The sequence below is a fragment of the Pedobacter petrophilus genome (assembly GCF_009674725.1).
Lineage (GTDB): Bacteria > Bacteroidota > Bacteroidia > Sphingobacteriales > Sphingobacteriaceae > Pedobacter > Pedobacter petrophilus.
Genome location: NZ_WKKH01000003.1, coordinates 219,615 through 229,225 on the forward strand (window position 1 = coordinate 219,615; position 9,611 = coordinate 229,225).

Below are 9,611 nucleotides of genomic sequence, written 5' to 3' on the forward strand. Positions count from 1 at the left end.
AGAAACAACTGAATAGCTTGCAAAACGGATTAAAACTACAGACACTGAACTTACACTATAAAATTAACGCGTAGCCTGCCTGATGGCCTGGTAGAGCGCAATGCCCACGCCGGCAAGTGCGAATGCGGCGGTTATAATCTTGCTCTTACTGTTTCGGTGTTCATCTATTTTATAACCTATAAAAGTTAATAAGCCAATTGTTGCAATCATCTGGAAGCCTATTGCAGAATATTTTGCCGCCGCATTTATCTTTTTCCCCGGGTTTTCTTCTTTAGGATTTTCCATTTTTAATGCAATAATTAAATTAACTTTGAATATAAAATTTGATAGCTGAATAATGTAATTCTGCAAACATGTGTATATTGTATCATACTTTAGAGAATTATCATACTTGAAACCACGCATCATCAAAAGCTTACACTGCTTTTTCGCTCTTATCGGCTCATTATGTATTTATGGTTGTGTAGCCAATAAAGATACCAACATCGACCGCAAATTTCAAAACTTAACGGCGAGGTACAACTACATATACAATTCAAATGTGCTATTAACAGCGCATCGCGATAATTTGCTGCAAAGTTACATCGATAATTACGAAAAAATACTTCCTGTTTACCTTGATCCGGAGCCGCAGATCAATTTGGTTTTAACACCCGGCGCTCCCAATAAGGAGTTAGATGAGATCATTACAAAAGGTCAAACGATTATAAACGATAAAAGTTTTAGCAATTACATTGACGATGCCTATATGCTTTTGGGGAAAGCAAACTACTTAAAAGGCAATTATTTTATCGCCTCAGAATATTTCGATTATACAGCAAAAACTTATAGCAGTGACCTGAAAACTTTCATCATGGCCATGAACTGGAAAGCACGTAGCCAGATGGAGTTAAACAATATGGTATTTGCAGACAAAATTCTTGATACCATGCTGCGAGCGGAAGATCAATTGAAGAAAGATTTGGCTGAGCCGCTTGCAACAACGGCTCAAATGCGTATTTATCAGAATAGGAATAAAGAGGCTATTTTGTTGCTGGAAAATGCAGTACGCCTTGCTGGTGATAAACAATTACGCATTCGCTGGAGGTATATCCTGGCACAGCTTCAGGAAAAGGAAAAAGATTTCCAGAATGCTTTCATCAATTTCACTAAAGTAGAAAACAGCAATGCACCTTTTGAAATGTATTTTCATGCCAACCTGCAGCGCATAAAGCTGAAGGGATTGATTAACGGATATAAAGTTGATGAAGACAAAGCACTTCTTGCCTTGTTAAAAGACGATAAAAACTTTGATTACACTGACCAGATTTACTATCAGGTTGGCGAAATGTTTTCGACCGAAGGAAAGTTTGAAAAGGCAGAAGAAAACTACTTAAAATCGATACAGAAAAGCAGTAAAAATCAAACTCAAAAAGCATTGTCGTACCTGCGGGTGGCAGATTTAAACTTTAAAGAATTTAACAATTATATTAAAGCTAAACTTTATTACGACAGTACGGTAATGATCTTACCGAAGACTTTTCCAGACTATACAAGCATTGCTAAAAAAGCGGAAAACCTTACTTATCTGACAGATCGTTTTACCATAATTGCCAGGGAAGATACTGCTCAGGTTTTCGCAAAACTTCCATCAGCGGAACGTGAGGCTAAGGTAAAGCAATATTTAACCCCTAAAGTGGAGGTGACTCCTGTAACCTCCACTCCCAACCAGATGATAAATGATCCTGACTTCCCTAATCAGGCATTAAACCCGGGTGGCAATATTGCTGGAAACACCTTTTACTTTAATAATAATACTGCGATCAGCACTGGCTTTGCGGATTTTAAGAAACGATGGGGCAACAGACCGTTAGAAGACAACTGGCGGCAAAGTACCCGATCATCTGCCCAGGAGAACAACCAGGTAATGTCTGGTGGTAAAGTAGCGAATGAAATTGTACCTGCCAACGAAGGGCTTGCCCAAAACACTCAGGATCAAACTTCACTAGAGAAACAATATCTGGATGCTTTACCAATTACTCCGGAATTACTTACCACATCGAACCAAAAAATAATTGATGCTTATTTTGAAATAGCCAGTTTTTATCAGCAGGAATTAAATGATAAGGCCGAAGCAGATAAAATCTACCAGGAGCTTTTGCGAAGATTTCCTGAAAACAATCACCTTGCTGCCATTTATTATAGTTTGTACCTTAATGCTAAAGGGGTTGATGAAAATAAATCTAACGAATACAGGCAGCTCGTATTAACAAAATACCCGGAAAGCAATTTTGCTAAAATTATTGTAGATCCATCCTATTCGGCAAAACAAAGTGACCTTGAAAACATTGCCATTAACAATTACAATGTTACGTTTGATGCATATGCAAGAAAAGATTATCCAGCGGTAATTAACCAGGCAAATATTAACATTTCGGCATCGCCGGATAATGGTTTAGCACCACAATATGCTTATTTAAAAGCCATTGCTGTTGGCCGTACCTCAAAGTTGGATGCCTTATTAACGGAGTTCAATTCCATTAATACGAAGTACGCCAACGATATGATTATTACGCCACTGGTTCGTGACCACTTAAAATATATTGAAGCCAATATTGAAGAATTTAAACAAAGGCCTGTAGCACTGATCGATTTTGATTCCAAGGAGCCACGTTTTGTTAGCCAGGCGAAACCAATTGCAGTGCCGGCGAAGCCTTTAAATACAGATGTTACTGAACTAGAAAAGCCAGAAAAGATTGATGAAGTAAAAAAACCAGCTGAAGTAAAACCAGTTGACCCAACTAAGCCAGTAAGTATTTTCAGTGCAGCCACTTCAGATGAATATTATTATGTGATTGATATTGCAGATGTTACGTTAACATTGAGTTCTTCGCGTTTTGGAATCGGTCAATTTAATCGTGGCAATTACCCGGATAATGATTTGGCGCATAAATTGATTGAGTTGGATAACGACCAGTTAATCTACATAACCAGCTTTATTGATTTGGAAGATGCGAAATTATATGAATCGGGCATTTCAGGCCAATTGAAGAATATTATGAAAGTGCCTGCAAACCTTTATAAAGGATTCATTATCAGCAAAGAAAACTTCCAAAAGCTTACCAATAGGCAACGTATAAATGAATATCTGGAGTTTTTAAAAGACAGTTATAAATAGAAGAGGACGTTCGATAGAAAGCAAAATGTTCCTTTTCTTTAAAAATTAATAAATTTGCAGCTTGAAATTGGCTCAGCAACGATCCTCTTTTGAACTAATTACAACACAAAATGAATAAATCCCTTTCTGCACAAGAAACAAAAAAATATAGTTTAGTCATCTGGAAAGTACTTATTGCCGGAATAGCGCTTTTTGCTATTTTTATATCAATGATTGGCCTAGGCCTTTTCGGTGCTTTACCATCTTTTCGTGATATTGAACATCCAAAAAGTAACCAGGCATCAGAAATTATTGCTGAAGATGGTCGCCCGCTAGGAACCTATTTTGTACAAAACCGATCGAATGTTACCTATAAAGATATTTCGGAGAATGTAATCAACGGTTTAATTGCCACAGAAGATACCCGCTTTAAAGAACATTCCGGAATCGACTTTAAACGTACTTTTACGATTATTGGTTACAACCTGATTGGAAAAAAACAAGGTGCCAGTACCATTACACAACAATTGGCTAAAAACCTTTTCCCAAGAGAATCTAACCTCAATTTCTTTTCACTGGTGCTCACCAAGTTTAAAGAGTGGATTGTTGCCGTTAAACTGGAAAGAAATTATACTAAAGAAGAAATTATTACCATGTATTTAAACACGGTAGATTTTGGCAACCAGGCCTATGGAATAAAATCTGCCGCAAGGGTTTACTTTAACACCACTCCAGACAAATTGACGCTAACGCAGGCGGCTACTTTAGTGGGGATGCAGAAAGGTATTACGATGTACTCGCCTACCCGCCATCCGGAAAGATCAAGAGACCGTAGAAATACTGTAATGGCCATGATGGTAAAATCAGAGTTGTTAAGTCAGCAGGAGTTTGCTGAAGAACAGGAAAAACCTTTAGGTCTGAAATTTAATGCGGCAACAGTTAATGATGGTATTGCACCTTATTTCAGATCTGTTTTAAAAAATGATATTAAAAATATTTTCCAGGAACAAGGAATTACCAAACCTGATGGTTCTGCTTATGATTTGGACCGTGATGGATTGAAGATTTATACCACGATTAATTACGATATGCAAAAATATGCTGAAGAAGCGCAAAAGGAATATATGAAGGTTCTGCAGGCGCAATTTTTGGCAAGCTGGAAAGGTAGAAATCCTTTTAAAGGGAAAGATTTGCAAATTCAGCAGGGAATTAAAAGGTCTGATCGTTATAAATCGCTGAAACTGGAAGGTAAATCTGACGATGAGATTAAGGAAGATTTTAATACCAAAACAGAGATGACCATTTTTACCTGGAAAGGCAACGTAGATACGGTAATGAAACCGATCGATTCTGTACGCTATTATAAAATGTTGCTTCGAAATGCCATGATGACAATGGATCCAACAAACGGCCATGTTAAAGCCTGGGTTGGCGGAATTAATTACGAACATTTCAAATATGATCAGGTGAAGATGGGAACGAGACAAGTAGGCTCAACGGCTAAACCTTTTACTTATGCAGTAGCCATTGAAAACGGATATTCTCCTTGTTATACTGTACCAAATGTTCCTGTAACCATTGAGGGATATGGAAAGCCTTATATCCCTGGCTCTTCAGGAAAGCCATTGCCAGGAAACATAACCTTACAAAAAGCTTTAGCTTACTCCCAAAATTATGTTACGGCTTATTTAATGAAACAGGTTGGGCCAGTTGCTGTCGCAAATCTAGCGGCTAAAATGGGAATCCCACATGTGCCTGCATATCCTTCTATTTGTTTAGGGTCATTCGATTCTTCCATTTACAATATGGTTGGTGCCTATGGCGCTTTTGCCAACAAAGGCGTCTATATCAAGCCGATTTATTTGCTTAGAGTGGAAGATAAAAATGGGGTAGTCTTATTCTCGCAAAAAGAAATACCAAAACCGATTATGAGCGAAGAAGTGGCGTATGTAATGACCAGGATGCTTAAAGGTGTGGTTTCGGGGGGAACGGGTTCGAGATTAAACTACAAGTATAAAGTTAATGCGCCAATCGGCGGAAAAACGGGTACCACACAAAATAACTCTGATGGTTGGTTTATGGCCATAACACCTCAGTTAGTAACAGGAGTTTGGACAGGTTGTGAGGACAGGGCATTCCATTTTATCAGTACCAGCCAGGGTGAGGGTGCGAACACTGCCTTGCCTATTTTTGCGGGTTTTATAAAACGTGTTTATGCGAATCCATCATTAAAGATTAGTCATGCTGATTTTGAAGCACCGAAATCTGGTGTTTCCATTACTTACGATTGTAACCAATACCAGCAACAACAGGAAGAAACCAACCCGGAACTTGATGAAAAATTAGGTTTTTAGGCTTTAGGTTTTGCGTGAAGGATAGTAGTGAAAAGCCCGGATGACCGATTTTTCTATCGGGAGGAGGACTTGTAACGGATAGCCTGACCTTTGCGCAGCTTAGGGCACGCCCAAATTAAAAGAAAAACCCTAAGCCTTTTCAGCTGTTATCTCAAATTAACCCTATTATTGCAATAATGAGCAGTTTCGACCATAAAACAGCATTAACAGCGATTCCGCATAAACCAGGTGTATACCAATATTGGGATGCAGACGGAAAGTTGATGTATATTGGTAAAGCGAAAGATTTACGCAATCGGGTGGGTTCGTATTTCAATACCGATAAGCAACAATTTAATGGTAAAACCCGGGTACTGGTTTCCAAAATCAGGAAAATTACCTTTACCATTGTAGATACTGAAATTGACGCCTGGTTGCTTGAAAACAGCTTAATTAAAAAACACCAGCCGAAGTTTAACATCAACTTAAAAGATGATAAAACCTATCCCTGGATCATTGTTAAAAACGAACACTTTCCAAGAATTTACTGGACCAGAAAAGTAATTAAAGACGGGTCTACCTATTTTGGCCCTTATGGATCGATTGGCATGATGCACACCATCCTGGATTTGATTAAGGAAACTTACACCCTTCGGACTTGTAGCTTACCCTTAAACGAGCAAAATATTGCCCAAGGAAAATTTAAGGTTTGTTTGGAATATCAAATCGGAAACTGTAAAGGCCCATGCCAGGCTTACCAAACCGAAAGTGATTATGATAAAAATATTGGGGAGATCAAGGAAATACTAAACGGAAAAATAGGCAATGTTATTCGCGATGTTAAAGGGATTATCAAATCAGCATCAGAAGATCTAAACTTTGAACTGGCGCATCAGTACTCCAGAAAACTCCAGGTTTTAGAGAAATATCAAAGTAAATCTACAGTAGTAAATAGTGCCATTACCAACGTAGATGTGGTGAGCATTGCTTCGGATGAGCGTTATGCATTCATCAATTACCTTAAAGTAATGAATGGATCGATTATTCAGACGCAAACCATAGAAATTAAAAAGCAACTGGATGAGAGTGATGATGAATTATTAATTACCGCGATGCTGGAATTCAGAACGAAATTTACCAGTACTTCTAAAGAGATTATTGTTCCGTTTGAACTGTCGCTGCAAGATGAAAGCTTAAAATTTACCGTGCCTAAGCTTGGTGAGAAAAAGAAATTGCTTGAACTTTCTCAAAAGAATGTATTGTTCTTTAAAAAGGAAAAGCTCAACCAATATGAAAAGTTAAATCCCGATTTGAGAACAGACAGGATTTTAACAACCATGCAAAACGATCTCCGTTTAACGCAGTTGCCAAAACATATTGAGTGTTTTGATAACTCCAACTTCCAGGGTAAGTATCCGGTTTCTGCGATTGTGGTATTTAAAGATGCCAAACCATCTAAAAAAGATTACAGACATTTTAACGTGAAAACTGTAGAAGGCCCGAATGATTTTGCAACTATGGAGGAGGCTGTTTTCCGTCGCTATAGAAGAATGTTAGAGGAAGATCAGCCATTGCCTCAGCTGATTATTATTGATGGCGGTAAAGGCCAGCTTTCATCAGCAATGAAGAGCTTAAAATCATTGGGGATTGAGAATAAAGTTACCGTTATAGGTATTGCAAAAAGATTGGAAGAGTTATTCTATCCTGGAGACTCCTACCCGCTTTATCTGGATAAAAAATCAGAGACCTTAAAAATTATTCAACAACTCCGTGATGAAGCACATAGGTTTGGCATTACCTTTCACCGGAAGAAAAGAGATCAGGGTACACTTAAAACAGAGCTTGAACAAATTGAAGGAATTGGCAAAACAACTGCCGATAAGTTGCTGATGCATTTTAAATCGGTTAAAAAGATTAAGGAAGCCAGCGAAAAAGAACTGGCAGAATTGCTGAACAAAAAACAGATAATGACTTTACTGGAACACTTTAAACAAGCCTAAACCAAGGCCAAGGGTAGTGCTTATGCGCTATGTAGAAATGTTAACTTAACATTAACCCTGGCATAGCACTGGTTAAATTCTTTTTTGATAGATTAGGGGCGTTAAACCAAGTAAACATCTACCCCTATTTACATGAATAACAACATCCTGGCTACAATTACCAAGCTATTATTGGGCGTATTGTATTTTACCGAATCAGAAAGCCCTTTCGAAGCGGCCGACTGGGGCAAAATTCCTCCTGCCGAATTATTGCAGAAGATAGCAACACAATATCATGCTGCGCCCGAAAACTTAAAACAATTAGATCATGTTGCTTTTTTCAATCACCTGACTTCCAGGGTTGATGCAGCAGACGTACCAATGGTTGAAAATGCACGCAAGATAAAGGCAATTCATGCCTTTTTAGCGCAAAACCTATCCAACATTCAGATTACACGAGTAGAAGGTGCAAGCAGAATCCCTGTGCTGATTACTGGCTATTTGCCAGATGGTACCTGTCTAGCGCTCGAGACTTTTGCTGTAGAAACCTAGCAAATTCATATCATCCACTAATAATCCCTATTAAACATGAAAGCATTAAAAAAATTAAGCTTAATGGCCGTTCTGTGCCTTGGCCTCGCTGCCTGTAAAAAAGAAAACCAAATTGAACCTCAAACAGACATTTTTGAACAAAAATTAAACAGCAAGGCTGCTACAGCCAGTGCACAGGCAATTGTAGCCGGTTTTCCAGAAAATTTTGAATCTGGTACCAAAGGAAGTTATACTACTGCAAATGTAACTTTGACCAGTGGCAGCTGGAGCCTTAATGATGCCCTGATTGGAAATTTAGCAGCAGATGCTAAAAATGGTAGTCAATCTGTTCGCATTCGCAATACCGGTATGTTAAGCATGAATTTCGATGTAAACGGAGCTAGTGTGGTGAGTATTGCCCATGCCAAATATGGTACAGATGCAAATAGTACCTGGCAGTTGTGGTATTCTACCAACGGCGGTTCTAGCTGGATACAATTGGGCAACACCATGACCAGTAGTGCAGCCACATTATCAACAGTTACTTTTAACACCGCGATTACCGGAAATGTACGTTTTCAGATCCGTAAAATTAGTGGAGGTACTGCCCGTATTAATATTGATGATTTCAGTATCTCAACTGGTGATGGCGGCACCACTACTCCACCAACTACAACACCTGGTGATAACAGCCATCTTTTAATGGGAAATCCCAGCAATGCAGTGACCAGCACTTCTAATCCTGAAAATTACCTGATGCAAGGTACCTATTACTGCAGCTCTTATAGCAAAACCAGGGCTACACCAAATTGGGTAAGCTGGCACATCGGATCTTCTGATCTAGGTTCTACATCTCGTCAGGATAATTTCAGAGCAGACAATACTTTACCCACTGGTTGGTATCAGGTATCAAGCAGCAGTTATTCCGGTTCAGGTTTCGATCGTGGCCATAACTGCCCATCGGGTGATAGAACTTTATCAGTTGCATCAAATTCATCTACATTCTTAATGAGTAATATGATGCCACAGGCACCTAACAATAACCAGGGGCCATGGGCTGATTTAGAAAATTATACCCGTTCTCTGGTAACAGCGGGCAATGAAGTTTATGTAATTTGTGGTTCTTATGGATCTGGTGGCACCGGAAGTAATGGCGGCGTCACTTACACCATTGATAATGGCCGGATTAACGTACCTGCCAGTACATGGAAAGTAATTGTAGTATTATCTAACGGAAATAACGATTTAAGCCGCGTTACCTCTTCTACCCGTGTAATTACTGTTAATATGCCTAATACCAATGGTTTAAATACCAACTGGAGAACATACCGTACTACCGTTAATGCAGTAGAATCTGCAACGGGTTATGATGTACTATCAAATATACCTACAGCTATACAGAATGCAATTGAAGCCACCACAGACAACCTATAAACATTTTCAATTCTTACAATCTTAAAAGCTATCCTAACAAAAAGAGTTGACAACTTTCTAACCTAAATGCTATTAAAGTTGTCAACTCTTACCTTCATAACAAAAAAGGCTTCGAAATTTCGAGGGCACTGAAAAAGTGGACTTAAAATAGTCTGTTTTTGCAAAGCGGATGAATGAGTGCTGAACTCTTCATCCGCT

At 38.7% G+C, this 9,611-nt stretch carries 6 protein-coding genes; 5 read left to right on the top strand and 1 reads right to left on the bottom strand.

Annotated elements, in window-relative coordinates:
- Positions 1 to 63: 63 nt before the first annotated feature.
- Entirely contained in the window at positions 64 to 285 is a 222-nt protein-coding gene (locus GJU39_RS03265) for an AtpZ/AtpI family protein (RefSeq protein ID WP_154279254.1), read from the bottom strand.
- A 106-nt stretch (positions 286 to 391) separates the two neighbouring features.
- Between GJU39_RS03265 and porW the strand changes: the two genes are divergently transcribed.
- The 5 genes from porW (at position 392) to GJU39_RS03290 (ending at position 9,413) form a co-directional block, all read left to right on the top strand.
- A complete protein-coding gene (gene porW, locus GJU39_RS03270; RefSeq protein WP_154279255.1) occupies positions 392 to 3,157 on the top strand; it encodes a type IX secretion system periplasmic lipoprotein PorW/SprE in 2,766 nt (921 codons plus the stop codon).
- A 110-nt stretch (positions 3,158 to 3,267) separates the two neighbouring features.
- A complete protein-coding gene (locus GJU39_RS03275) occupies positions 3,268 to 5,490 on the top strand; it encodes a transglycosylase domain-containing protein (protein ID WP_154279256.1) in 2,223 nt (740 codons plus the stop codon).
- Between the two features lie 176 nt (positions 5,491 to 5,666).
- Positions 5,667 to 7,469, top strand: coding sequence for an excinuclease ABC subunit UvrC (uvrC, locus tag GJU39_RS03280; RefSeq protein WP_154279257.1), 1,803 nt, complete (start codon positions 5,667 to 5,669; stop codon positions 7,467 to 7,469).
- Positions 7,470 to 7,601: 132 nt separating this feature from the next.
- Complete coding sequence (locus tag GJU39_RS03285) at positions 7,602 to 8,000, top strand: nuclease A inhibitor family protein (RefSeq protein WP_154279258.1); 399 nt, start codon at positions 7,602 to 7,604, stop codon at positions 7,998 to 8,000.
- A 36-nt stretch (positions 8,001 to 8,036) separates the two neighbouring features.
- Positions 8,037 to 9,413: a DNA/RNA non-specific endonuclease gene (locus tag GJU39_RS03290; protein ID WP_154279259.1), complete on the top strand. Its 1,377-nt coding sequence runs from the start codon at positions 8,037 to 8,039 to the stop codon at positions 9,411 to 9,413.
- The last annotated feature ends 198 nt before the right edge of the window (positions 9,414 to 9,611 follow it).